The 23842-nt window shown below is 76.1% G+C and carries 23 protein-coding genes and 1 tRNA gene; 14 read left to right on the forward strand and 10 right to left on the reverse strand.

The genetic code is table 11. The annotated features are described in order from the left end of the window. On the reverse strand, positions 1–1224 hold the full coding sequence (locus tag OG774_RS13010) for an amidohydrolase (RefSeq protein WP_328310011.1): 1224 nt from the start codon (positions 1222–1224) through the stop codon (positions 1–3). A 287-nt stretch (positions 1225–1511) separates the two neighbouring features. On the opposite strand from OG774_RS13010, the gene OG774_RS13015 reads away from it, so the two are divergent. From OG774_RS13015 to OG774_RS13030, 4 genes are read left to right on the forward strand one after another with little or no spacing between them, the layout of a single operon-like run. Further along, a complete protein-coding gene (locus OG774_RS13015) occupies positions 1512–4316 on the forward strand; it encodes a serine/threonine-protein kinase (RefSeq protein WP_328310012.1) in 2805 nt (934 codons plus the stop codon). An 11-nt stretch (positions 4317–4327) separates the two neighbouring features. Next, positions 4328–5161, forward strand: a complete 834-nt coding sequence (locus tag OG774_RS13020) for a purine-nucleoside phosphorylase (RefSeq protein WP_328310014.1) — start codon at positions 4328–4330, stop codon at positions 5159–5161. 24 nt (positions 5162–5185) lie between these two features. Continuing rightward, positions 5186–5662 carry a flavodoxin family protein gene (locus tag OG774_RS13025; protein ID WP_328310016.1) on the forward strand — a complete coding sequence of 159 codons (477 nt, stop codon included), beginning with the start codon at positions 5186–5188 and terminating at the stop codon, positions 5660–5662. Positions 5663–5718: 56 nt separating this feature from the next. Then, on the forward strand, positions 5719–6687 hold the full coding sequence (locus tag OG774_RS13030; RefSeq protein ID WP_328310018.1) for an NADP-dependent oxidoreductase: 969 nt from the start codon (positions 5719–5721) through the stop codon (positions 6685–6687). Here the strand turns inward: OG774_RS13030 and rsmI are convergent. Further along, a complete protein-coding gene (gene rsmI / locus OG774_RS13035) occupies positions 6676–7533 on the reverse strand; it encodes a 16S rRNA (cytidine(1402)-2'-O)-methyltransferase (RefSeq protein WP_328310020.1) in 858 nt (285 codons plus the stop codon). The two genes, OG774_RS13030 and rsmI, sit on opposite strands and share 12 nt — an antisense overlap. 25 nt (positions 7534–7558) lie before the next feature. Here rsmI and OG774_RS13040 point away from each other — a divergent pair, with 25 nt between their 5' ends. Then, on the forward strand, positions 7559–9124 hold the full coding sequence (locus OG774_RS13040) for a dolichyl-phosphate-mannose--protein mannosyltransferase (RefSeq protein ID WP_328310022.1): 1566 nt from the start codon (positions 7559–7561) through the stop codon (positions 9122–9124). Between the two features lie 31 nt (positions 9125–9155). Here the strand turns inward: OG774_RS13040 and OG774_RS13045 are convergent, their stop codons facing one another. Then, on the reverse strand, positions 9156–9851 hold the full coding sequence (locus OG774_RS13045; RefSeq protein ID WP_328310024.1) for a class I SAM-dependent methyltransferase: 696 nt from the start codon (positions 9849–9851) through the stop codon (positions 9156–9158). On the opposite strand from OG774_RS13045, the gene OG774_RS13050 reads away from it, so the two are divergent. Then, positions 9742–10116, forward strand: a complete 375-nt coding sequence (locus OG774_RS13050) for a hypothetical protein (protein WP_328311226.1) — start codon at positions 9742–9744, stop codon at positions 10114–10116. The two genes, OG774_RS13045 and OG774_RS13050, sit on opposite strands and share 110 nt — an antisense overlap. 17 nt (positions 10117–10133) lie before the next feature. Here the strand turns inward: OG774_RS13050 and OG774_RS13055 are convergent. The 4 genes from OG774_RS13055 to glp all read right to left on the reverse strand — a co-directional run bounded on the left by OG774_RS13055 (position 10134) and on the right by glp (position 13514). Continuing rightward, a tRNA-Ala gene (locus tag OG774_RS13055) sits at positions 10134–10206 on the reverse strand. Positions 10207–10256: 50 nt separating this feature from the next. After that, positions 10257–11357 carry a divisome protein SepX/GlpR gene (gene sepX, locus OG774_RS13060; RefSeq protein ID WP_328310025.1) on the reverse strand — a complete coding sequence of 367 codons (1101 nt, stop codon included), beginning with the start codon at positions 11355–11357 and terminating at the stop codon, positions 10257–10259. A 223-nt stretch (positions 11358–11580) separates the two neighbouring features. Then, the gene (locus OG774_RS13065) at positions 11581–12255 is read right to left on the reverse strand and encodes a GNAT family N-acetyltransferase (protein WP_328310027.1); all 675 of its coding nucleotides are present in this window, start codon (positions 12253–12255) and stop codon (positions 11581–11583) included. 5 nt (positions 12256–12260) lie between these two features. Next, positions 12261–13514, reverse strand: a complete 1254-nt coding sequence (gene glp / locus OG774_RS13070; RefSeq protein ID WP_328310029.1) for a molybdotransferase-like divisome protein Glp — start codon at positions 13512–13514, stop codon at positions 12261–12263. Positions 13515–13639: 125 nt separating this feature from the next. Between glp and OG774_RS13075 the strand changes: the two genes are divergently transcribed. From OG774_RS13075 to OG774_RS13085, 3 genes are all read left to right on the forward strand, one after another. After that, positions 13640–15001: a UTP--glucose-1-phosphate uridylyltransferase gene (locus OG774_RS13075; RefSeq protein WP_328310031.1), complete on the forward strand. Its 1362-nt coding sequence runs from the start codon at positions 13640–13642 to the stop codon at positions 14999–15001. Further along, the gene (locus OG774_RS13080) at positions 14998–15591 is read left to right on the forward strand and encodes a 5-formyltetrahydrofolate cyclo-ligase (protein ID WP_328310033.1); all 594 of its coding nucleotides are present in this window, start codon (positions 14998–15000) and stop codon (positions 15589–15591) included. Before OG774_RS13075 ends, OG774_RS13080 begins: the two co-directional genes overlap by 4 nt. A 204-nt stretch (positions 15592–15795) precedes the next feature. Beyond that, positions 15796–16188 (forward strand): FmdB family zinc ribbon protein, encoded by a 393-nt coding sequence (locus OG774_RS13085; protein ID WP_328310035.1) that lies wholly within the window; start codon positions 15796–15798, stop codon positions 16186–16188. Positions 16189–16405: 217 nt separating this feature from the next. Here OG774_RS13085 and OG774_RS13090 read toward each other — a convergent pair whose 3' ends face one another. After that, entirely contained in the window at positions 16406–17308 is a 903-nt protein-coding gene (locus OG774_RS13090; protein ID WP_328310037.1) for a DMT family transporter, read from the reverse strand. A gap of 230 nt (positions 17309–17538) precedes the next feature. On the opposite strand from OG774_RS13090, the gene OG774_RS13095 reads away from it, so the two are divergent. Beyond that, positions 17539–18195 (forward strand): SAF domain-containing protein, encoded by a 657-nt coding sequence (locus OG774_RS13095; protein WP_328310039.1) that lies wholly within the window; start codon positions 17539–17541, stop codon positions 18193–18195. Positions 18196–18394: 199 nt separating this feature from the next. Here OG774_RS13095 and OG774_RS13100 read toward each other — a convergent pair whose 3' ends face one another. Further along, positions 18395–18913 carry a MogA/MoaB family molybdenum cofactor biosynthesis protein gene (locus tag OG774_RS13100; protein ID WP_274192983.1) on the reverse strand — a complete coding sequence of 173 codons (519 nt, stop codon included), beginning with the start codon at positions 18911–18913 and terminating at the stop codon, positions 18395–18397. A 59-nt stretch (positions 18914–18972) separates the two neighbouring features. Here OG774_RS13100 and OG774_RS13105 point away from each other — a divergent pair, with 59 nt between their 5' ends. Continuing rightward, positions 18973–20031 (forward strand): NAD-dependent epimerase/dehydratase family protein, encoded by a 1059-nt coding sequence (locus OG774_RS13105; RefSeq protein ID WP_328310043.1) that lies wholly within the window; start codon positions 18973–18975, stop codon positions 20029–20031. Positions 20032–20106: 75 nt separating this feature from the next. Here OG774_RS13105 and OG774_RS13110 read toward each other — a convergent pair whose 3' ends face one another. Beyond that, the gene (locus OG774_RS13110) at positions 20107–21486 is read right to left on the reverse strand and encodes a hypothetical protein (RefSeq protein WP_328310045.1); all 1380 of its coding nucleotides are present in this window, start codon (positions 21484–21486) and stop codon (positions 20107–20109) included. 170 nt (positions 21487–21656) lie between these two features. On the opposite strand from OG774_RS13110, the gene OG774_RS13115 reads away from it, so the two are divergent. From OG774_RS13115 to OG774_RS13125, 3 genes are all read left to right on the forward strand, one after another. Beyond that, positions 21657–22349 (forward strand): glycosyltransferase family 2 protein, encoded by a 693-nt coding sequence (locus tag OG774_RS13115; RefSeq protein WP_328310952.1) that lies wholly within the window; start codon positions 21657–21659, stop codon positions 22347–22349. A gap of 65 nt (positions 22350–22414) precedes the next feature. After that, entirely contained in the window at positions 22415–23113 is a 699-nt protein-coding gene (locus OG774_RS13120; protein WP_328310047.1) for a DUF2064 domain-containing protein, read from the forward strand. Beyond that, positions 23110–23832 carry a class I SAM-dependent methyltransferase gene (locus OG774_RS13125; protein ID WP_442873986.1) on the forward strand — a complete coding sequence of 241 codons (723 nt, stop codon included), beginning with the start codon at positions 23110–23112 and terminating at the stop codon, positions 23830–23832. Before OG774_RS13120 ends, OG774_RS13125 begins: the two co-directional genes overlap by 4 nt. Positions 23833–23842: the final 10 nt, after the last annotated feature.

A 23842-nucleotide genomic window follows, 5' to 3' on the forward strand; every position in this document is an offset into this window, starting at 1 on the left:
TCAGCCCGCGAGGGTGGCCAGCGCGGCGTGCGCCAGCGTCCGCACACCGACCGGCAGGGCACGCTCGTCGAGGTCGAACGTGGGCTGGTGCAGGTCGGACATGTCGCCCGACCCCGACCAGACGCCGAGACGACCCATCGCGCCCGGGACGTGCTCGAGGTACCAGCCGAAGTCCTCGCCGCCGCTGGACTGCTCGGTGCCGACCGCGGCGTCGAGCCCGACGGCCCGCTCGGCCGCGCGGGCCAGCAGGTCGGCGGAGACGGCGTCGTTGACCACCGGCGGGACGCCGCGGCGGTGCTCGAGCACGTAGCCGACGCCGGTGGGCGCGAGCAGCGCGGTGACCAGCGAGCGGACCAGCGGCTCGAGCTCGTTCCACGTCGCGTGCTGGGCGGTGCGCAGCGTGCCGCCGAGCACGCCCTGCTGCGGGACGGCGTTCGTGGCGTTGCCGGCCTGGACGGTGCCCCAGACCAGGACGGTGCCCGAGCGCGGGTCGACCCGGCGGGAGAGCAGGTCGGGCAGGCCGGTGATGACCGTGCCGAGCGCGTGCACGAGGTCGGCGGTGAGGTGCGGGCGCGAGGTGTGCCCGCCGGGCGAGGTGAGGCGCAGCTCGAGCATGTCGCAGGCCGAGGTGATCGCCCCGGTGCGCGTGCCGACCTTGCCGACCTCGAGACGCGGGTCGCAGTGCAGCGCGAAGATGCGGTCGACCCCGTCGAGCCCGTCGGCGGCGATGACGTCGAGCGCGCCGCCGGGCTGCACCTCCTCGGCGGGCTGGAAGATCAGCCGCACCCGGCCGGGCAGCTCCTGCGGGGACGCGGCCAGCGCGAGCCCGGCGCCGAGGACCATGGCGGTGTGGGCGTCGTGGCCGCACATGTGCGCGACACCCGGCACCCGGGACGCCCAGGGCACCTCGGTCTGCTCGGTGAGCGGCAGGGCGTCGATGTCGGCGCGCAGGGCGACGGTGCGCGGGCCCTCGCCGATGTCGCAGACCAGGCCCGTGCCGGGCAGGAGCCGGGGGCGCAGGCCCGCGGCGACCAGGGTCTCGGCGACGAGGCGGGTGGTCTCGTGCTCGTGACGGGCGAGCTCGGGGCGGGCGTGGATCGCCCGCCGCCAGGAGACGACGTCGTCGGCGTGCGCGGTGAGCCAGCGGTCGATCCACTCCGGGCCGTGGCCCGCGCCGAGGTCGGCCACGGGGGCCGTCTCCGGGCGTGGCTGTGCCAGAGTCATCGAACACACCTCCTGTGCCGAACCCGTGGCGAGTCCGACTGTCCGGCCCAGCATGCCTGCGCCGGACGGCGGTTGTGGGCAACGAGACCGCCCTCGCGCCGAGGGGTCGCGACCGCTCTGTGTGCGGCGGACCACCCCGCAGGACGGTCCGACGAGCGGGCGGTCGGTGCTGGTCACCGGTGTGCCGGGCCGCTGCCCGGCGATCGTCGCCCGTCCGTCGCACGTCGTTCGTCGCGGGGTACCCCGGGGGCGGTCCGCCCAACGGTCGGCGTTGCCATGATGGGGACGTGACCCCCGGACCCGCCGACGCCCCCGGTCCCCGCCGGCTCGTCGGGCGCTACCGCCTCGAGCACGAGCTCGGCCGCGGCGCCATGGGCACCGTGTGGTCCGCGTACGACGAGGTCCTGCACCGCGCCGTCGCGGTCAAGGAGGTGCGGCTGTCGTCCGTGCCGGTCAACGAGCGCGGCATCGTCCGGGAGCGGACGCTGCGCGAGGCCCGGGCCACGGCGATGCTCAGCCACCCCAACGTCGTCACCCTCTACGACGTCGTCGAGGTCAACTCCGAGCCCTACGTCGTCATGGAGCTGCTGCCCTCGCGGAGCCTCGCGAGCTACATCGGCGAGCGCGGCACGCTCACCCAGCCCGAGGCGGCCGAGATCGGTTCCGCGGTGGCGTCGGCGCTCACGACGGCGCACCGGGCGGGCATCACGCACCGCGACGTCAAGCCCGGCAACGTGCTCATCGGCGAGAACGGGCAGATCAAGCTCACCGACTTCGGGATCGCCCGGAACGCGGCCGAGCAGTCGATGACGCAGACGGGCACCGTGCTCGGCTCCCCGCCCTACATCGCGCCCGAGGTCGCGATGGGCCGCGCGGTCGGGCCGGCCGCCGACCTCTGGGGGCTCGGCGCCACCCTCTTCGCCTGCCTCGAGGGACGCCCGCCCTACGACGCGGGCGACCCCGTCGGCACGGTCACCGAGGTCGTGCACGGCGACGTCCCGGTGCCCACCGGGCGCGGGCCCGTGGTCGACGTCATCCGGGGCCTGATGGTCAAGGACCCCGCGCTGCGCATGCCGCTCGCCGCGGTCCGCCGGCGCCTGCGCCCGCTGCTGTCCGACCCGGAGGGTCCCGTCCTCGCCGCCCCGTCCTCGCCGCGCACCGCGGCGTTCCGGGTGCCGCGGGCGGGCGAGGTCAGCGACCAGGCCGGGATCATGCCGGTCCCGGCGTCCTCCTCGCGGGGGCCGGCCGGCACGCTGGTCGAGGGGTCGCCGGACGCTCCGGGCGAGGTGCCGGCGAGCCCGCGCCCGACGCCGGACGCCAAGCCCTCCCCCACCCCGCGGTCGGGGACCGAGGCCGGGAGCGCGTCCGGGGCGGCGGTGGACGAGGACGCCGCGGTGGACGAGGCGGGCGTCGCGGACCCGCCGCAGGAGGCGCCCGAGAAGAAGGACGAGGCCGTCTCGGGCGAGCAGGCGGCCGCCGGCGCGGCGGTGGCGGCCGGCGCGGCGGTGGCGGCGAGTGCCGCCGGCGAGGACGGCAGCGGCGAGAAGGCCGAGGCGCCGGCCGAGGCCGAGGGGGCCGAGGAGCCCGACGGGTCGGAGCCCGCGGCGGACGACGCGCCTGCCGAGGCGCCCGCGGCGTCCGAGGTCGAGGCGTCCGAGGACACCGAGGTCGAGTCCGGCGCCGAGGGGTCCGAGGACGAGGTCGTCGAGGCCAGTGAGGTCGAGGCGGGTACGGACGGGAACGACGAGCCGACCGAGGTTCCGTCCGCCGAGGAGAAGACCGAGGTCGAGGCGGCGGACGCCGCGGCGGTCGAGGAGCCGGACGCCCCGGAGACCGCGGCGGCGGGCGACGACGCGGCCGCGAGCACGGACACCGACACCCCGGGGGCGGAGCCCGCCGAGAAGACGGCGGGCGCCGACACGGCCGACGACGACGCGTCGCCGTCGGCGGCCGCCGACGGCGAGGACGCCGAGGACGCCGAGGACGCCGAGGCGAAGGGGCCTGCCGAGGCCCGGTCCGAGAAGACGCCCGAAAAGACGTCCGAGGCCACGGCGGCCGAGGCGGACGCGCCCGAGCCCGCCGCCGACGAGCCCACCGACAAGCCCGCGCCCGCCGCGCCGGGCAACGGCCAGGGCCGGCCGGCGGCGGCGCGGGCCGCGGTGTCGGCACCGGGCGACGCCGAGACCACGACGGTCGCCGCCCCGCGGGTGCCGCGCTCCGAGGACGTCACGCGGGCGGTGCGCCGCCCGCCGGCTCCGCCGCCCCGCACCGTCGGCCCGCCGACGCCCGGGCGCTGGACGCCGCCCGGTGGGGCCCCGGCCCCGGGGTGGCGGCCCCCGCCGCCGCGGCCCGCCGCGGCGGCTCCGAGCCCGAGCGCCACCGGACAGCGGCTGGCCGCCGACCCGGGCCCGCTGCCGTTCACGCCGTCGGCGCGGCCGGCACCGGCACCGCGCCGGTCGCCGTGGGCCGTGGCCGGGGTAGTCGTGCTGCTCGTGCTGATGGCCGCGCTCGGGGCGATCGGGGCGTACGCGCTGACCCGCTCGCTGGCCGGCCAGGGGGCGCTGTCGACGGACCTCACGCCCGCGGGGCCCGAGGTCGCCGGCACGGTGCTCGTCGCGCACGCCGACACCGACCAGCGCTACGCGGGCACCGGCCTGGACTTCAGCGCGCTGGTGCCCGCCGGCTGGCAGCAGTTCCGGCTCGAGCAGCCCGGCGGCGACGTCACGGTGCGCTTCGTGTCGCCGGACGCGGGCCGCGAGCTGCGGATCGACCGCGTCACCGGCTTCTACCCGTCCCAGCGCGCCGCGGACTACGTCGCGCTGCTCTCGCGGCCGGACAGCCTGGGCGTGGACGGCTCGTCGGTCGGCCCGGTGGAGACGGTCGGCGCGGGCACCCCGGGCGGGGAGTCACCCCAGCAGACCGTCTACCGCACCACCTCCGGACCGACCGACGACCGGACGACGTGGACGCGCCTCGTGCCGTCGGGCACCAGCCTGTGGGTGATCCGGCTGACCGCCACGAGCAGCGACGTCGTCGGGGCGCCCGACCAGTTCCAGGCCGTCGCCGACAGCTTCGCCGCACCGCCCCCCTAGGCTCGCCGCCGATGACCGATATCGAGCCGCTCGCGCCGCCCCGTCCCTCCGCCGAGGAGGCCGCGTCCGAGCTGGCACGACGCACGGGCGCCCTGACCCACGACGTCGCGGTGGTGCTCGGTTCCGGCTGGGGGCCCGCGGCCGACGCGTTCGGCCCGCCCGTCGCGGAGATCCCGTTCTCCGAGCTGCCCGGCTTCACCCCGCCCGGCGCGCCCGACCACGCCGGGGTGGCGCGGTCGGTGGAGCTCGGCGGCCGACGCGTGCTGGTGCTCCTGGGTCGCACGCACCTCTACGAGGGCCACGGGCCGGAGCAGGTCGTGCACCCGGTCCGGACGGCCTGCGCGGCCGGCGCCACGAGCGTCGTGCTGACGAACGCCGCCGGCGGGATCGACCCGTCGTACGCGGTCGGCCAGCCGGTGCTGATCACCGACCACCTGAACCTCACGGGACGCTCGCCGCTCCTCGGGCCCGAGTTCGTCGACCTCACCGGCGCCTACGACCCGGGGCTGCGCGCCCTGGCCCGCGGGATCGACCCGGACCTCGCCGAGGGCGTGTACGCGGGGCTGCCCGGCCCGCACTTCGAGACCCCGGCCGAGATCCGCATGCTGGCCACCCTGGGCGCCGACCTGGTCGGGATGTCGACGGTGCTCGAGACGATCGCCGTGCGCGCCGCCGGGGTGCGGGTCGCGGGGGTCGCGCTGGTGAGCAACCCGGCGGCGGGCACCACGGACGCGCCCGTCGACCACCTCGCCGTCATCGACGCCGTGCACGCCTCCGCCGCGCGCACCGGCGCGCTCCTGGCGCGGCTCGTCGAGGCCGCGCTGCAGGAGAGCCCGACCCCGTGACCCCGACACCATGACGCCAACACCATGACCACGGTGCTCGTCGTCCACCACACCCCCTCGCCGAGCCTGCACGAGCTGCTGGGCGCCGTCGTCGAGGGCGCGGGCGCCGACGAGATCGAGGCCGAGGTGGAGGTCGTCCGCCGGCCGGCCCTCACCGCAGGCGCGGCGGACGTGCTGGCCTGCGACGGCATCGTGCTCGGCACGCCGGCGAACATCGGGACGATGTCGGGCGCGCTCAAGCACTTCTTCGACCAGATCTACTACCCGTGCCTGGACGCGACCGCCGGGCGCCCGTTCGGGCTGTACGTGCACGGCGGGTCGGACGTCGCCGGCGCCGTCCGCGACGTCCTGCGGATCACCGGCGCGCTCGGGTGGGAGCAGGTCGCGGAGGTCTGCGAGTCCACCGGCGAGATCGGCAGCGCCGAGCGCGAGGCGGCGTGGGAGCTCGGCGCCACGGTGGCGCTGCGGGCGGCCGAGCGAACGGGGAGTTCGGGCGCCTAGAAGCAGCGAACGTCTCGTCGAGCACGCCGATAGGTCGTTCGTCGTACCGGGCGGGCATGCACGACGACCCCGGGACGTTGCGCACGGACATGACATCGAAGGTCGTGCAGTACCGCCGCTACGGCGGTCCCGAGGTCCTCGAGCTCGTCGACCGCGAGGACCCGACGCCCGGCCCGGGCCAGGTCCGGGTGGCCGTGCGCGCCGCCGCCGTCAACCCGCTGGACTGGAAGCTCCGCGGCGGCGGGATGGCGTCCGGGGACGCGCCGGACGAGCCCCAGGTGCCCGGGTACGACGTCGCCGGCGTCGTCGACGCGCTCGGCGAGGGCGTGACGGAGTTCGCCGTGGGCGACGAGGTCGTCGGCAAGGCCACCGGCGGCGGCTACGCCGAGGAGGCCGTGGCCGATGTCCGGGCCCTCGTGCGCAAGCCCGCCGAGGTGGGATGGGAGACCGCCGCGGCCCTGCCGGTGGTCGCGAGCACGGCGTACCGCGCGCTCGCCCTGCTGGGCCTCGGCGAGGGCGACCACACCGGCACCACGATCGTCATCGACGGCGCGGCCGGGTCCGTCGGCGTCTTCGCGGTGCAGCTCGCGGTGGCCCGCGGCGCGACCGTGATCGGCAGCGCGGGCGAGGCCCACCAGGACGAGCTGCGCGCGTTCGGCGCCACCCCGGTGGTGTACGGCGAGGGCCTCGCCGACCGGGTCCGCGCCGTGGCACCGGACGGCGTCGACCTGGGCTTCGACACCTCGGGCTACGGCGGGCTCCGGGACCTCGTCGCGCTCACGGGCGCCCCGGAGAAGGCGATCACGATCGCCGACTACGCCGGCGCGCAGGAGCTCGGCGTCACGTTCACCTCCGGCGGCGACCCGGACGACGAGCGCCGCGCCCTGGCCGAGGCCCTCGGCCTGCTCGCCGAGGGGCGGCTGCGCGCCCCGACCGTCGTCACCTACCCGCTCGCCGAGGCCGGGAGGGCCCAGGACGACAACCAGACCCGCCGCGTGGCGGGCAAGCTCGTCCTACTTCCGTAGCTGCACCGTCGCGTCGTAGAGCGCCTTCGTCGATACGCCGTGGACGGTCGCGACGTCGCGCGCGGCGTCCTTGAGGCGCCGGCCGTCGGCGACGAGCCCGAGGACCTCCTCCGCGAGGTCCTCGGGCTCCGGCGTCACCACGACCGCGGGCCCCAGCACCACGGTCACCTCCCCCAGCACGTCCCGGGCGCCCGCCCACGCCGCGAGGTCGGCGAGCGGGCCGCGCACGACCTCCTCGTGGGTCTTGGTCAGCTCCCGGCAGATCGCGCCGGCGCGGTCGGGGCCCAGCACCTCCACGGCCACGGCCAGCAGGGACGCGAGGCGGCGCGGGGACTCGAAGAACACCACGGTGCGCCGTTCGCCGGCGAGCTCGCGGAACCACGTCCGTCGTTTCCCGTCGGTGCGCGGGGCGAAGCCCTCGAAGCAGAAGCGGTCGGTCGGCAGGCCGGAGACCGCGAGCGCCATCAGCACCGCCGACGGCCCGGGCAGGCAGCGCACGGCGAGCCCGGCGTCGAGGCACGCCGTGACGACGCGGTAGCCGGGGTCCGACACGCTCGGCATCCCGCCGTCGGTCACCAGCAGGACGGTCGCGCCGCCGCGCACCTCCTCGACCAGGCCCGGCGTGCGCGCGACCTCGTTGTCCTCGCGGAAGGTGACGACACGCCCGCCCACTCCCACGCCGAGGTCGGACGCCAACCGGGCGAGCCTGCGGGTGTCCTCCGCGGCGACGACGTCGGCCGTGGCCAGCGCGTCGCGCAGCCGCGCAGAGGCGTCCGCGGGGTCACCCAGCGGGACGCCCGCCAGGAGGAGCACCCCGTCCGCACCCCCATCTTGCTTCCCAGGCATCCCCGAGACCATACGATCGGCAGCCGTGACGGCCACCATCGCGCGCCCGACGCCGGACGCGGCGAGCGTGCTCCCGTCGCCGAAGGACGCACCGGCCGTCGCCCAGCTGCTCGGGCGACCGATGCCCACCGACCGCCTGCGCGGTTGGATCGTCGCGCTCGTCCTCACCGTCGTCGGCGGGATCGTCCGGTTCTGGAACGTCGGGTGGCCCACCGACCAGGGCACCCCGATCTTCGACGAGAAGCACTACGTCCCCCAGGCCTGGCAGGTCCTGCGCAACGGCGGGTACGAGGACAACCCGGGCTACGAGCTGGTGGTCCACCCGCCGCTGTCGAAGCAGCTCATGGCGGTCGGGCAGTGGGTGTTCGGGTACGACCCGGTGGGCTGGCGCGCCGCATCGGCGCTGGCCGGCACGATCGCGATCCTGGCGATCGTCCGGGTGGCCCGGCGCCTCACCCGCTCCACGCTGCTCGGCGCCCTGGCCGGCGTCCTGCTGATCGCCGACGGGGTCAGCCACGTGTCCGCGCGCGTCGGCATGATCGACATCTTCCCGGCGCTGTTCGTGCTGCTCGCGTTCGCGGCGATCCTGGTCGACCGCGACGACGTGCGGTCCCGGCTCGCGGTGGTCGTCGCGGAGGGCCGCATCGCGCAGACCGTGTACGGGCCGCGCCTCGGCGTGCGGTGGTGGCGCCTGGCCGCCGGCGCGTGCCTCGGGCTGTCGCTCGCCGCGAAGTGGTCGGGCCTCTACTACATCGTCTTCTTCGGCGCCCTGCTGATCGGCTTCGACATGGCCGCCCGGCGGGCCGCGGGCGTCGCGCGCCCGTTCGTCGGCACGTTCGTCCGTGACGTCGCCCCCGCGGTGTGGGCGTTCCTCGCCGTCCCGGTGCTGTGCTACCTCGCGAGCTGGCTGCCCTGGATCGCGAGCGAGACCGGCACCGACCGGCACGCCGTCGGCCAGCAGCTGCCCGTCGGCGGGGCGGCGGCGTTCCTGCCCGACTGGCTGCGCGGGCTGGCGTACTACAGCACCAAGGTGCTGGAGTTCCACGCCACGCTCGACACCCCGCGCGGGTCGCCGCACCCCTGGGAGTCCAAGCCGTGGACGTGGCCGATGGGGCTGCGCCCGATGCTCTACTCCTACGAATCGGGCACCGCCGAGGCCGGCTGCGGCGGCCCGTCGTGCGTGTCCGCGGTGATGCTGATCGGGACGCCCGCCCTCTGGTGGGCGTCGGTGCCGGCGCTCGGCTGGTCGATCTGGCGCGTCGTGACGACGTTCGACTGGCGCCACGCCGCGGTGCTCGTGGGCTACGGCGCGGGCTTCCTGCCGTGGTTCACCAACCTCGACCGCCAGATGTACTTCTTCTACATGACGCCCGTGGCGCCGTTCCTGGTCCTGGCGGTGGTGCTGGCCCTCGGGGAGTTCCTCGGCCGGCGGGAGCAGGGGCTCGAGCGCCGGCGGGTCGGGACGCTCGTGGTCGGCATCTACACCGGCCTCGTCGTCGCCAACTTCGCGTGGCTGTGGCCGATCCTCGTCGGCGCCTGGATCACCGCCGACCGCTGGAACGCGGAGCTGTGGCTGCCGTCCTGGCGCTGACTTGTTCGCCGAGGTCGGCGACGCCAGGAGTTCAGGCGCGGCGGGCCGTCACGAGCCAGGTCGCCGACGCCAGCGCGACGCCGTCGGGGCCCTCGTGCTCCTGCAGGGTCGTGCGCAGGGCGTCGGACGCCTGCTCCTGCTCGGCCGGTGTGCGCCCCGCGAGCATCCAGCCGAGGAGTCCGAGGACGAACGCGTGGGCCTCCTCGGCATCGCGCCCGTAGACCATCGGGCGCGCCAGCCCCTCGCACCGGACGTCGGCGAACCCCGCGTCCCCGAGCAGGGCACGCACCTCATCGGGGTCGGCGAGCGAGAACGGACCGGGTGTCCCGAGCGGCGGCGCCGGAGGCTCCCGGCCGGCCAGGGCCCTGGCGAAGGCGCCGATCCACTCGTTGCGTACCGCGGACTGCCAGGTCAGGAGCGTCAGCCGCCCATCGGGACGCAGGGCACGGGCCAGGTTCGCGAAGGCGACGTCGGGCCGGCCGAAGAACATGGCGCCGGTGCGGCTGATCACCGCGTCGACCCCGGCCGTCGGGAACGGGTGGACCTGGGCGTCGGCGCGCTCGAACCGCGCGTTCGGCACGCCCTCGCGCTCCGCCAGGGCACGGGCCAGGTTGATCATGCGGCCGGAGAGGTCGATCCCGAGGGCCTCCCCCGCAGGGGCCGCCCGGGCCGCGGCGCGCGTCGTCAGCTTTGCCGAGCACGGGACCCGGGATGACGCCCTGCGCACGGTCGCCGCCGCGCGCGCCTGGGCAGAGCGGCACAACGTCGAGAACCTCGTGGCGGCGCGGGAGTATGCGGCCGGCGAGGGACCGTTCCAGGACCGCGCGGCCCAGGGCATGCTCGCCGGCGCGTTCTTCACCGATCTCTACGCGACCGTGGCGCGTTGGGCGGACTGGGCGAGCGAGCAGATCGAGGCCTGGCCCGAGGACCCGGCCGACGCCGTCGCCGATCCGGCGGAGCTCGCGGCGATCGCCCGGCGAGCCGACTGGTGATCCGGAGAGAGAAGGAGTGGAGCTGAGGGGAATCGAACCCCTGACCTACTCGATGCGAACGAGTCGCGCTACCAACTGCGCCACAGCCCCTGGTGCGATGACGACTCTAGCAACGCCGTCGATCGCGACCGGATGCCGGGTCACGCCCCGGCGGCCCGCCGGTAGCCGTAGGAGCGCTCGCCGTCGAGGTCGTGGAACGCCGGGTCGTCGTCGGTGTCGTCGACCAGCTCGAGGTCGTCGGGCACCGGCGGCGCCGGGGTGCGCGGGGCCGCCCAGCGGGGCGAGGACGCGGCGCGGAGCTCCTCGTCCTCGAACCGGACCTGCTCGTCGTCGAGGTCGTCGGCCTCGTACTCCCCGTCGATCCAGTCCTGCTCGCGCATCGCGGCCATCCGCGCCTCGTGCTCGGCCTGACGGGCGCGACGGGCCTCCATCGCGCGCCGCTCCCCGGACAGGCGGGCGGCGCGACGGACGCGCACCTCCTCCTCGATGCGCGTCTGGCGGCGCAGGAAGGCCAGGTAGCCGACCAGGATGACGTCGGCGGCCGCGTGCAGCCACCACATGGCGCTCGAGACGACCAGCGCGGCCAGCGCCGAGAGCACCGCCACCGCGATCAGGCCGAGCGCGACGCGCTGGCGGAACGTGTAGCGGGCGCGCGCCGCGGCGGCCGCGGCGTCGGGGTCGAAGCCGCCCCGTCCCGGCCGGTAGGTGCGCAGGGCACGCTCGGCGACGGGCTCGTCGTCCTCGAGGTCCTCGTCGAGGTACTCGTCGTCGAGGTACTCGTCCTCGAGGTACTCGTCGTCGTCCGGGTGCGGGGCCCGGCGCAGGACCCGCTCGCGCCCGGCGGGGCGGGGGTCGTCGTCGTACTCGTCGAGCTCGGGCCGCTCGTCCTCGAGCTCGTCGTCGAGGTCCTCGAGGTCCTCGTCGTGCTGGGCGTCGAGGTCGAGCTCGGCGTCGAGGGCCTCGGGGGTCTCGTCCGCGCGCTCGGCCAGCACCGTGCCGGTCGCGGCACCGTTCGTCCCACCGCCTCCGGCCGCCACCGTGCGTCCGGTGCGTGCGTCCGCCTGCGCAGTGGTCACGGGGACCTCCTCGATCAGGGGTGCGCCCGCCGTCCGCGGCAGCACCCGGGCACTCAGATCGGCCTCGGCGGGTCGGGGAACCATCTGGCGACGCCGGGCCACGACCGGGACGAGGACCACCAGCCACGCCAGGACCAGGGCCGCGAACACGACCGAGCTCGGCACCGCACACCCCCCACCTGGGACGACCGCGACGGACCGGATCCGGTTCGTCGCAGGCGCCACGCTAGTCACACGAGCCCCGTGGGCCTCGCAGCCGACACGGCGTGTCGTGTGCGAGCGGTGACGAGATCCCTCCAGTAGGGGAACCTCACGCCAGCAGGTTCGGGCCCCTTAGCACTCGACCGGATGGTTCGGAAGTCTCAACCCCTCGGCCATGTGGGTGTGACTATCGATCTCGCTCGGCGAGGCCGGCCCGGAGCAACCGGGCGACCAGGCCGTCGGGCAGCACGTCCTCCTCGGTGACCGCGAGGACGAGGTGGTCGCGCCAGTCGCCGTCGACCTCCAGGTACCGGCGCAGCAGCCCCTCCTCGCGGAAGCCGAGCTTCGCGAGCACCCGCCGACTGCGCAGGTTCTCCGGCCGCACCGTCGCCTCGATGCGGTGCAGGCCGACGCGGGCGAAGCAGTGGTCGACGGCCAGGGCGACGGCCGCCGTCGCGACACCGCCGCCCGCGACCTGCGCGCTGACCCAGTAGCCGACGTACGCCGAGAGCAACGGCTCGCGCACCACGTTGCCGATCACGACCTGACCGGCGAACTCGCCGTCGACGAGCAGCGTGAACGGCAGCGCCTGGCCCGCGCGGCCCATCGAGCGCAGCGCGCTCCACCGCGCCGGCCACTCCGAGAGCGCGTTCCGCTCCGCCCACGGGCCGGGCAGCGTCGGCTCCCACGGGGCGAGGTGCTCCTCGTCCCGCTGCCGGATCCGCGACCAGGCCCGGCCGTCCCGCAGGCGCACCGGCCGCAGCTCGACGACGCCCGCCGGCACCCTCAGGGTCCGGGTGCGCGCGGGCCAGCCGGGGTGGCGCCCGGTCGGCCGGGGCCCGCCCCACGGGGGTCGGGACACGCGCGTCAGGTGCGCGGCGCGAGGAACGACACCCGCACCGGGGCGTCCATGCCGACCTCGGTGGTGTCCTCGTCGATCACGATGAGCGCGTTGGCCTCCGCGAGCGAGGACAGCAGGTGGGAGTCCGAGCCGCCCAGCGGCTGGGCGAGGTAGTCGGCGGTGCCGCGGTCGCGCAGCAGGCGCCCGCGCACGTAGCTGCGGCGCCCGGGCGGGGACGTCACCGGCGACAGCAGGGAGGCGGTGACCTCGCGGCGGTGCAGCTCCTGGCGGCCCAGCGCCAGCCGGATCAGCGGGCGCACGAGCACCTCGAACGCGACGAGCGCCGACACCGGGTTCGCGGGGAGCAGGAACGTCGGGATCTCCTCGGCGCCGAGACGGCCGAAGCCCTGGACGGAGCCGGGGTGCATGGCCACCCGCGAGATGTCGACGGGCCCGAGGGCCGACAGCGTGTCCTGGACGTCCTCGCCCAGGCGCCCGCCGACGCCGCCCGCGAGGACGACGATCTCGGAGCGCGCGAGCGCCGACTCGACCGCCTCGCGCAGCGCCGTCGCGTCGGCGGAGGCGATGGGCAGACGCGTCACCTCGGCGCCGGCGTCCGCGGCCGCGGCGGCCAGGGCGTAGGAGTTGACGTCGACGACCTGGCCGGTGCCGGGCGTGCGGTCGAGGTCGACCAGCTCGTCGCCGACCGCGAGCACCGACACGCGCGGACGCGGGTGCACGAGCACCTTGGTGCGCCCGACCGCGGCCAGCAGTCCCACCTGGGCGGGGCCGACGGTGGCGCCGCGGCGGACGGCGACGTCCCCTGGAGCGACGTCCTCGCCGACCCGGCGCACCCACGCCGCCGACGGCACGGGCGTCTTGACGGTGAGCCGGGCGCGGTGCCCGGTGCCCTTGCTGCCCGGGTCGTCGGCCGCGTCGGTGTGGTCGTGCGGGACGACGGCGTCGGCCAGCGTCGGCAGCGGCGCGCCGGTGGCGACGCGCACGGCCTGGCCGGGCTGCAGGCGGTGCGCCTGGCGCGACCCGACCGCGACCTCGCCCACCACCGGCAGCTCGACGGGCTCCTCGGCCGCGACGCGCACGTCGACGCTGCGCACGGCGAAGCCGTCGACGGCCGCCTGGTCGAACCCGGGCAGCGCCCGGTCGGCGACGACCTCCTCGGCGCACAGCAGGCCCTGCGCGGAGGAGATGTCGACCCGGATCGGCGCGGGGCGGACCGCGGCGTCGAGCACACGGCGCAGCTGGGCCTCGACCGTCCTCACCGCCTGCGCCTTCCCTCTGGCCGGCTCCTCATGCGCCCCATCGTCCTACGCCGGGCGTCGGGCGGAGGGGACCGACGCGCCCGATATCGTGGGACGGGTCCCGCGCCCCGTTGTGAGAGAGCCGTATGACCTACGTCGACGCCGCCCTGGCGACCCTGACCGAGCGTGACGCGCACCCCGCGGAGGTCGAGGCCTTCCGCCGTCGCCTCGAGCAGCTGGCCAAGCCGGAGAGCGCCGTCGTGCCCGGGGAGGAGCTCTCCGAGGTGGGCGACCTGCCCGCCCTCGACGACCTCGGCGAGCCGGACGACGCCGCGGCGCGCGACGCGCTGGACCGCCTCGCCGTGATCAAGCTCAACGGCGGCCTCGGCACGAGCATGGGCCTCGCGGGCCCGAAGTCGCTGCTGGAGATCAAGCCCGGCACGAGCTTCCTCGACGCCGTCGCCCGCCAGACCCTCGCGCTGCGCGAGCGCCACGGGGCGCGCCTGCCGCTGCTGGTGATGAACTCCGAGGGCACCCGCGAGCCCTCGCTCGCCGCGCTGCGCCGGCACGAGGGTCTCGAGGACCCCGAGCTGCCGCTGGACTTCCTGCAGGGCTCCGAGCCCAAGCTGCGCGCCGACGACTGGCACCCCGTCTCGTGGCCGGCCGACCCACGCCTGGAGTGGTGTCCGCCGGGGCACGGCGACCTCTACACCGCGCTCGCCGCGTCCGGCACCCTCGAGGCGCTGCTCGCGGCCGGCGTGCGCTGGTGCTTCGTGTCGAACTCCGACAACCTCGGCGCGATCCCCGACGTACGGATCGCGGCGTGGATGGCCGAGCAGGGCGTGCCGTTCGCGCTCGAGGTCGCCCGGCGCACCCCGATGGACCGCAAGGGCGGGCACCTCGCCCGCCGCGACGGCGCCCTGGTGCTGCGCGAGACCGCCCAGGTGCCCGACGGCGACGACTCGTTCACCGACATCGAGCGGTTCTGCTTCTTCAACACCAACAACCTGTGGTTCGACCTCGAGCACCTGCGCACGCTCCAGCAGGCCGACCCGGCGGCGCCGTACCTGCCACTGATCGTCAACAAGAAGACGGTCGACCCCACGGACAAGTCGTCGACGGCCGTGCTGCAGCTCGAGACCGCGATGGGCGCGGCGATCGGGTCGATCGAGGACGCGCGGGCGATCGAGGTGCCGCGCAGCCGGTTCGCGCCGGTCAAGACCACCGACGACCTGCTCGTGGCGCGCTCGGACCTCTACGACCTCACCGACGACGGCCGGATGGAGCCCACGCGCGCCGACTTCCCGGTCGTCGACCTGGAGAAGGCCCGGTTCGGGATGCTCGACGACTTCGAGCGCCGGTTCGCGGGCGGGGCGCCGTCGCTGGCGCGCGCGTCGTCGCTGACCGTCTCGGGGGACGTCACCTTCGGGTCCGACGTCGCCGTCGAGGGCGACGTGACGGTCGAGGGGCCGCGCCACGTCGACGACGGCGAGACGCTGCGGGGGTGACCCGCACGAAGGCCGAGTGGCGCCGCCCGCTGCTGGAGGCGCGGCGCGGGCGTTCCGACGAGGCGCGCCGGGCCGACGCGGCGGCGCTGGCGGCCGGCCTGCCGGCGGTGCTCGACGGGGCCGGCGACCTGGTCTGCCTGTTCGTCGCCGTGCGAGGCGAGCCGGGCGCGATCCCCGACGGCGAGCTGCCCGTGCTCGACGCCGCCCGCGCGCTCGGACGTCGCGTGCTCCTGCCCGTGACGGTGGGCGAGGCGCCGCTGGACTGGGCCTCGTACGAGGGTCCCGATGCTCTCGGTCCCGGCCCCCGCGGGCTGCTCGAACCCCTCGGACCGCGTCTGGGGCCGTCCGTCGTGGCCGACGCGGGGCTGATCGTCGTCCCGGCGCTGGCCGTCGACCACCGCGGCGTGCGCCTCGGCCGCGGCGGCGGGCACTACGACCGCACGCTCCCCCTCGCGGGCGCGGCGACCCGCCTGGTGGCCCTCGTGGGCGACGACGAGCTGGTCGAGGGCCCGCTGCCCGCCGAGCCCCACGACGTCGCCGTCCACGCCGTCTGGCGCCCCCGCGCGGGCGTCACTCCGCTCCCCCTCTGATCGGCGGGGTTGCCAGCCTGGGGACCACGCTGACGTTCATCGTCAGGAAATCCCCCCGCTCGCGGCGAGGAGGTCGCGCCTCCTCACGGAACAGCCGTGACTCTCGCGGCGTTGGCACTCGGGTGGCGCGAGTGCCATCTACACTGCGCGCGGACATCACCACCCCCGCCCGTCCGCGGGGGCGGGACGAGAACGGGAGTGCACGTGCCGACCTACCCCTACGCCTGCACCGCTTGCGATCACCGCTTCGAGCAGGTCCAGGCGTTCTCCGACCCCTCGCTGACCGAGTGCCCCGTGTGCGGTGGACGTCTGCGCAAGGTGTTCTCGTCGGTCGGGATCGTCTTCAAGGGCAGCGGCTTCTACCGCAACGACGCCCGTGCCGGCTCCGGCGCGAACTCGGAGAAGGCCTCGGCGTCGGCGGAGTCCGGCTCGGGCGAGTCGAAGGGCTCGGGCGAGTCGACGAGCACCAAGACCGAGACGAAGAGCTCGTCGGACTCCGGCAGCAGCTCCGGCTCGAGCTCCTCGACCGCCGGGTCGAGCTCGTCCGGGACGTCGGGATCCTCGAGCTCGTCGGGATCGTCCGCGAAGTCGGCCTGAGCGGCCCGGACCTGGCCGGAGAGGGTTGAGGGGTGGCCCGGGACATCGGCCCCGAGCCGACGTCCCGGACCTGCCCGACGCCCACCCGCTCCCCAGCGGCCGGCATCGAGGTCCTCGCACCATGTATGACGGCCCACACGCCCCGATGGTTCCCCTGATCGAGCAGGACCACCCTTTCGGGTGACCGTCCCGAGGTTTCGAGGCTGGTCCAGAGGGATCAGAGGGGTCGGCGACGGGACCCGGGGCTCGTCCCGGACGTGTCCCGCGGGCCGCCCTCCTGGGCCGCCAGCAGCGGCGAGCGCGACAGCAGGAACACGCCCACCGTCATCAGGCCGGCGCCGACGAACCCGCCGAGCAGGGCCGCGCCGCCGTTGACCTGCTCGCCCAGCAGCCAGATGCCCCACGTCGACGAGAGCAGCGGGTTGCCGAGGATCAGGCCCGGCTGGGACGCGAGCAGGCGCCCCGCCCGCAGCGCGTACTGGAGCGTCAGGAACGCCGCCGGCGCGACGGGCAGGAGCAGGTAGCTCTGCCAGGTCGTCAGCACCCCGCCGATCCCGCCGAGCGCGAGCGCCTCGGACATCGCCTTGACGATCACCGCCACGAAGCCCGAGCCGATGCCGGCAGCGATGCCGTACCACGCGGCGCGGGCCACGGGACGCGACCGCTCCGCGATCGCGCTGGCCCCGCCGAGCAGGCCCAGGGTGACGATCGTGCCGAGGATCCACGTCACGGCCCCGGCACCCAGGGCGTCACCACCGCTGGGTTGCAGGCTGACGAGCAGGACGACGAGGCCGATGGACATGATCGCGACGGCGATCCACTCGCGCCGGCGCAGCGCACCGCCGAGCACGAACCAGCCGAGCAGCAGCGTGAACGGCAGCTCCATGACCAGCACAGGCTGCACCAGGGCGATCGACCCGAGGCTCAGCGCGACGGCCTGCAGTCCGACGGCGACGCAGAAGATCGAGGTCCCGACCAGCCACGCGGGCCGCTGGACCATGTCGCGCAGGGTGCCGGCGCTGATCCCGCGGGAGCGTGCGCTGTCCTGCGCCGCCTTGCGCTGCAGGACGAGGGCCATCGCGTTGGCGATCGTGGCGAGCAGCACGAGCACCACGGCCATGCCAGCGCCCGCCTCTTCCCGCTCCCGGCCCCCGTGGACGGGTCGCCCTCGGCCGCAAACTACCGCCCGGTCCGGTGCGTCCGCCGCGCCGGGCCGGTGGACGGGATGATCACCGCACCGGCGACGGCCGCGCGCGGTTGGTCCGGTCGCCGTCCCCATCGTCCGGATGCGTCCACAGGCCCGCGGACAGGACTGGGTGTCCACCGCGCTCCCGCCCTAGCGTCGGGACCGTGGCGGACGAGACCAGGCAGGGCCCCCGACGGTGGCGACTCCCACCGCCGGGGTGGCGACGGACGGTGGCGCTGCGCCGCGCCGCCGCCGGGCTGCTCGTGGTGGTCGCGCTCGGGCTCCTCGCGGCGCCGTCGGTCGCGCCGGGCGGCACGCCGGTGCTCGTCGCCGCCCGCGACCTCGCGCCGGGGGTCGCGCTCGGCCCCGCGGACGTGGCGGTGCGGCTGCTCCCGGGCGAGCTGGTGCCGGCGGGGGCGTTCGCCGAGCCGGGCGCGGTCGCCGGGCGTCAGGTGGTCGGCGGGGTCCGGGCCGGCGAGGCGCTGACCGACGTCCGGCTCCTGGGCCCGGTGGCCGCCGTCGCCGCGGCCGGGGTGCCCGACGCCGCCGGCGTGCCGGTGCGCCTCGCGGACGCGGGCGTGGCCGCGCTGTTGACGCCCGGGACGCGTGTCGACCTCGTGGCGGCGGGCGCGGACGACGCCGCGGCCGTGGCGGCCGACCCCGCTCTCCTCGCGCCCGGCGCGGTGGTGCTCGCCGTGCTCCCCGCGCCGGAGCGCACCGCGGGCTCGGCGCCCGTGGTGGTGGTCGCCCTCCCGTCGGCGCTGGCCGCGCGGGTGGCGACGGTGTCGCTGCGGGAGGAGGTCACCGTGACCCTGCGATGAGGATCATGGGCCGATGAGGATCAGGGCCGGTCGTGGTGCGGCGGGCGCTCGGCGTCGTATCGGCGACGGTCGTCGTCGCCTGCCGGGACGTCCGAGGGTTCGCGCTCGTCGGTCGACGACACCGGGTCGTCGCCGAAGATCGCCGCCCGGCGGGCGGCGCGCCGCCGGGCCTCCTCCGCGTCGTCGTGGCCGCCGGAGCTCAGTGCTCTTCCATCCCCGAGAGCTCGGCGATCACGTGCGAGATCAGCGGCGTGAGCGTGGCCATGCCGTCGCGGACCGCCGCGCGCGACGACGCGAGGTTCACCACGAGGGTGCTGCCCGAGACGCCGACCAGCCCGCGCGAGAGCCCGGCGTCGACGGCGCCGGCGGCGAGGCCGGACGCGCGGATGGCCTCGGCGATGCCGGGGATCGGGCGGTCGAGCACGCCGGCGGTCGCGTCGGAGGTCACCGCGCGCGGCGACACCCCGGTGCCGCCGACGGTGACGACGAGGTCGACCCCGCCGATCACCGCGGTGTTGAGCGCATTGCGGATGGCGACCGACTCCCCGGGCACCACGATCGTCCCGTCCACGACGAGCCCGGCCTCACCGAGCAGCTCGGTGACCAGCGGACCGATCGAGTCCGAGCTCTCCCCCCGGCTGACCCGGTCGTCGACGACGACGACGAGGGCTCGCCCCAGCAACTCCTCCGTGCCGCCGTGCAGCGGCTGGTTCTCCATGGCGCCCAACGTAGTAGGGGTGGATCCGGTCCCGCCGGGTGGTCGTTAGCGTTTCCGGGGTGCGCGTACTCCTGACGGGCGGTGCCGGGTTCATCGGCTCCCACATCGCCGATCTGCTGGTCGAGCGGGGTCACACCCCGGTGCTGCTCGACGCCCTGCTCCCCCAGGCGCACGCGGCGGGCAAGGCGCCCGCCTGGCTCGACCGCCACGAGGTCGTGCACGGCGACGTCCGCGACGCGGGGCTGCTCGACCGGCTGCTCCCCCAGGTCGACACCGTGTGCCACCAGGCCGCGATGGTCGGCCACGGCGTCGACCCCAACGACGGCCCGGACTTCACCGAGAACAACGACGTCGCCACGTCCGTCCTGCTCGCGGCCATGTTCCGGTCCGGGCACCGCGACCTGGTGATGGCGAGCTCGATGGTCGTCTACGGCGAGGGCCGCTACTCCTGCCCCGAGCACGGCATCGTCCCGGCCCCCGCGCGCACCCAGGCCGACGTCGACGCGGGGCGCTACGACCTCCCGTGCCCGCACTGCGGCCGCGACCTCGGCGGCGAGCTGATCCCCGAGGACGCCCCGCTCGAACCCCGCAGCACCTACGCCGCCACGAAGCTCGCCCAGGAGCACCTCGCCGTCGCATGGGCGCGCGCCACCGGTGGGCGCGTCTGGGCGATGCGCTACCACAACGTCTACGGCCCGCGGATGCCGCAGAACACGCCCTACGCGGGCGTCGCGTCGATCTTCCGGTCGTCCCTCGAGCGCGGCGAGGCACCACGCGTGATGGAGGACGGCCGCCAGCGCCGGGACTTCGTGCACGTCGGGGACGTGGCCGAGGCCAACCTCGCCGCGTTGGAGACCCCCGCCGAGGAGGGACGCTGCGTCCCGCTCAACGTGTGCTCGGGCGAGGTGCGCACCATCGGCGACCTGGCGACGACGCTCGCCGCCGCCATGGACGGGCCGGCGCCGCAGGTGGTCGGCGGCGCACGGCCCGGCGACGTCCGCCACGTCACCGCCGACCCGGCCCGCGCCGCCGAGCTGCTGGGCTACCGCGCGGGCACCCGCTTCGCCGACGGGATCGCCGCCTTCGCGACGGACCCGCTGCGCGACGCCGTCGGCTGACCACCGGGCGCGCGAACGGGGACTTCGCGCGCATAGAAGCAGCGAACAGCGCGTTCGCTGCAAGGACCCGGCGAGCTACCAGACCGTCAGCAACAGGTGGTTGATCGCGAGCGCCAGGGTGGCCTGGGCGAGCAGCCACCAGCGCGCCGACGGGCGCGGGAGCAGGGCGGCGAGGGGCACGACCCAGACCGCGAAGGGCAGCCAGATCCGCTCGACCTCGGACTTCGAGAGCCCCGACAGGTCGGCGACGGCGATGGCGATCAGCCCCGCCGCGGCGAGGGCCAGCAGGGCGTGCGGCACGGCGCGCGGGCGCCAGGCCGCGCGCCGCAGGCCCGCGACGACGGCCGGGCCGAGCACCAGCAGCAGCGCGGCGAGGTTGCCCCACACCCAGTACTCGTACGGGCGCAGGAGGCCGTACTCGCCCTCCTGGTAGTACCGGACCGTCACCTGCTCGTAGCCCTCGTACCACCAGAAACCGGCGGCGGCGAAGGCGGCGACCACGGCTGCGGCGCCGATCCCGCCGGTGACCAACGGGAGGATCCGGCGGCTCAGCAGCGCGACGGCGACGGGCAGGAGCCCGGCGAGCACGAGCCCGTAGGAGAAGAAGAGCGAGAGCCCGAGGACGACGCCCGCGAGCAGGCACAGCGCGTGCCCCCCGAGCCCGCGGCGCACCGCGCCGAGCGCGAGCAGCGCGACGCCCCAGGCCAGGATCGCCGCGAACATCCCGTCCGCCGAGACGCCGACCCAGACCGCGCCCGGGAACAGAACGCCGAAGGGCAGGTAGGTGCGGGCGAGGTCGCGGTCGCCGAGCGCGGCGAGGGTGATCGCCACCGCGACCACCGCGGACGCCCCGATCGCCGCCGTGACGGCGCCGGCGTACTCGCCGCCGGGGAAGCCCGCGCGGTCGAGCAGGACGTAGAAGATCGTCGCGGCGGGCGGGTGGCCCGACGCGTGCGTCACCAGGGTGTCCGGGGTCTGCCCCGCGATCCGCTCGGCGAACGTCTGCAGGAAGACCGCGATGTCCGGGGTGCGGGGGATCTCCGCGAGGTACTCGGTGGGCGTCGCCAGCCGTTCGGCGACCCCGACGAACCACCCGTCGATCGTCGCGAGGGCGAAGGTCCACGCCAGTGACGCGACGTAGGCCACGGCGAGGAGCGGGCCCCAGCGGCACGACCGGGCGACGGCGGGACCGCCGAGCGCGACGACGAGGGCCACCAGGACCGCCGGGACGGTGCCCGGACCGACGTGCGGCAGCCATTGCGCCAGCAGCGGGGGCCACCCGACGAGCACGGGCACGCCGGCGTCGACCAGGGCCCAGCCCACGAGCGCCGACGCCGTGACCAGCAGCGATGCCACGGCGACGGCCAGGAGGTCGCCGCGCAGGCGGAAGGGGCGGCGGGGCGTGGACGAGGGCTCGTCGGCAGCGCCGGGGCGGTCCCGCAACACGGTCGTCATCACCGGCGGACAGTACGGACGCGCCGTGACCCCCCGGTGAGGAGGGCCGCACGGACGTCCCTGGTCACCCGTCCGGGGGCGGACGGTGTGCTCCCGATCGGTCGTGAGCGACCGGACCCCGAACGGCGGGCTCACCGGCGACCTCATAGCGTGACCGGGTGGATGGTCGCGTGGACGTGGTGCTGCCCTGTCTCGACGAGGTCGAAGCGCTGCCGGGGGTCCTCGCCGCCCTGCCGGAGGGGTTCGACGCGGTCGTCTGCGACAACGGCTCGACCGACGGCACCCCCGAGCTCGCGGAGCGCCTCGGCGCCCTCGTCGTCCGGGAGGCCCGCAAGGGCTACGGCGCGGCGGTGCACACCGGCCTGGAGGCGACGCGCACCGACGTGGTCGCCGTGATCGACGCCGACGGCTCCCTCGACCCGGCCGAGCTCCCGGCCATGGTGCGCCTGCTGCTCGACACCGACGCCGACCTCGTCGTCGGCCGCCGCGTCCCCTCGTCGCGCGGGGTCTGGCCGTGGCACGCGCGGGCCGGGAACCTCGTGCTCTCCGGCCTCATGCGGGCCCGCGGGGTGGGTGTGCGCGACATCGCCCCGATCCGCGTCGCCCGCCGGCAGGCCCTGCTCGACCTCGGGATCACCGACCGCGCCTTCGGCTACCCCCTCGAGCTGCTCATCCGCGCCGGCGCCGCCCGCTGGCGCATCCGCGAGGTCGACATCGCCTACCGGCCGCGGGCGGGCGGGCGGTCGAAGGTCTCCGGCTCCGTGCGCGGCACCGTGCGGGCGGTGCGGGACATGGCCCGTGCGGTCGCTCGTACCCGTCCGGCGACCGCCGGGCGCATCGACGGCCGGAGCACCACCCGATGAGCGGGTCGGTCGAACCGATCACGAGCCCGCGCACGAACGCGCCCACCATGCGGACCACTGCGCCGGTGACGAGGGTCGTCCTCGTCCTCGCGAAGGCCCCCGTGGCCGGCCGGGCGAAGACCCGTCTCATCCCCGCGGCGACCCCAGCCGGAGCGGCCGGCATCGCCGCCGCGGCCCTGCTCGACACCCTCGACGCCGCCCGCTCGGTGCCCGACGCCCGCGTCGTCGTGGCCCTCGAGGGCGATATCGCCCGGGCGGAGCGCCGGGCCGAGCTGGTCGACGCGCTGGCCGGCACCGTCGTCGTCCCCCAACGTGGCGACACCCTGGGCGAGCGGATCACCGCGGCGCACGCCGACGTCGCCGACCTGTTCCCCGCCGCGGTGAGCGTGCAGATCGGGATGGACACCCCCCAGGTGGACGCCGCGCTGCTCGCCGACGCGCTCGATCTCGTCACCGCCGACGCGGACGCCGCCCTGGGCCTCGCCCTCGACGGCGGGTGGTGGGCCCTGGCCCTCGCCGAACCGCGCCGGGCCCGGCACATCGCCGACGTCCCCACCTCGCGGGACGACACCGGCGTGGCCACCCTCTCGGCGCTGCGCGCGGGCCACCCGGGGCTCTCACCCGCCCGGGTGCTCGAGCTGCCGCCGCTCTCGGACGTCGACACCCCCGACGACGCCGTCGCCGTCGCCGACCTCGTCCCCTCCGGCCGCTTCGCCCGTGCGGTCTCGGACCTGCTCCCCCTTTCCGGAGGCCTCCCACGATGACCCGCGTGACGTCCGCCCCCGACGAGGCCGCCCTGTTCCTCCAGGCGCGCCCGGCCGACGCGGGCTCGGTGTTCGACGCCGCCCTCGCGGGCCACTGCCAGCGCCTGGTGCGTGGCGACGGGGTCGTGCTGCCGCTCGCCGTCCAGCGCTGGCACGACGACGCCGACGACGACGACGCCTGGCTGCTCGGGCGGTGTACCGGTCCGACGCTCGACCTCGGCTGCGGCCCCGGCCGCCTGGTCGTGGCGCTCGCGGACCGCGGCGTGCCGGCCCTGGGCGTCGACGTGTCCGTGCAGGCCATCCAGCGCTGCCTCGAGCGCGGCGCCGCGGTGCTGCACCGCGACGCGTTCGAGCGCCTGCCGGGCGAGGGCCGCTGGCAGCACGTCGTGCTCGCCGACGGCAACATCGGCATCGGCGGGGACCCGGTCACGCTGCTGCGCCGGTGCCGCGCCCTGCTCGCCGACGGCGGCAGCGTGCTGCTCGAGCTCGAGGCCGGTGCCGCCCTCTGGTGCGGCACGGCCTACCTCGAGACCACCGGGACCGCGGACACCTCGACGGACCCGCTGACCGTCCTCGACCCCTTCGTCGACGGCGGCCCCTGGTTCCCCTGGGCCGTGCTGGGCCCGCTCGCGGTGGACGACGTGGCGGCCGAGGCCGGCCTCGTGGTCGTCGCGCGCGCCGAGGGCGAGCGGTGCTTCGTGGAGCTCGTCCCCGCCTGACGTCGGGGCG

It is taken from the genome of Actinomycetospora sp. NBC_00405 (genome assembly GCF_036044095.1).
Classification (GTDB): Bacteria; Actinomycetota; Actinomycetes; order Mycobacteriales; family Pseudonocardiaceae; genus Actinomycetospora; species Actinomycetospora callitridis.